A 542-nucleotide genomic window follows, 5' to 3' on the forward strand; every position below is an offset into this window, starting at 1 on the left:
CGGTAATTTTAATTAAATTACCGTCTTGATTAAAATAATAGCTTTCCCCGCTAAGCAATGTTGCGATGGTTTCGGTTTGTTGTGTATCATAATTATAGACATACGTAATGGAGATATCCTTATATGGATAGCCATTAAGACTTAAATCATAGGTGCCCTTACTGCCAAGATTGATGAACGTTCCGCTCTCCGAACGTTTGATATAAGGAATATTCCATGTCCAACCTTTGCCGATTGGAAATCTTTTCTCCTCATCTGTTTTATTTACGGTTTTAGCCCGCCATTCTAGCCATCCGAACACGGCTTCATCTACGTAATAACCTTGCGGATCGTTATCGACATCCCACACAGTTCTATACATGAGCCCGTCGGCATTTGGGCCAAACCATCCCGTCTCAAAAAAACGACCGCCTTTAACCTCATACATATACCCTAACCAACCCATTGCATCACTCATATTATGGAGATAGGGCATTGTAAAATGATCGATCTGCATATTACCGGTTGTCTTCGGACCCGGAATAATAAATGTGCTGTCTGTG

Annotated in this window: 1 protein-coding gene; it reads right to left on the reverse strand. The window is 41.1% G+C overall.

Annotated elements, in window-relative coordinates; translation table 11 throughout:
* Window positions 1-542: hypothetical protein (locus tag PKO01S_RS29015; RefSeq protein WP_164779852.1), on the reverse strand; the 542-nt coding region annotated here is incomplete at both ends.

This window comes from Paenibacillus kobensis NBRC 15729, assembly GCF_004000825.1.
GTDB lineage: Bacteria > Bacillota > Bacilli > Paenibacillales > Paenibacillaceae > Paenibacillus_T > Paenibacillus_T kobensis.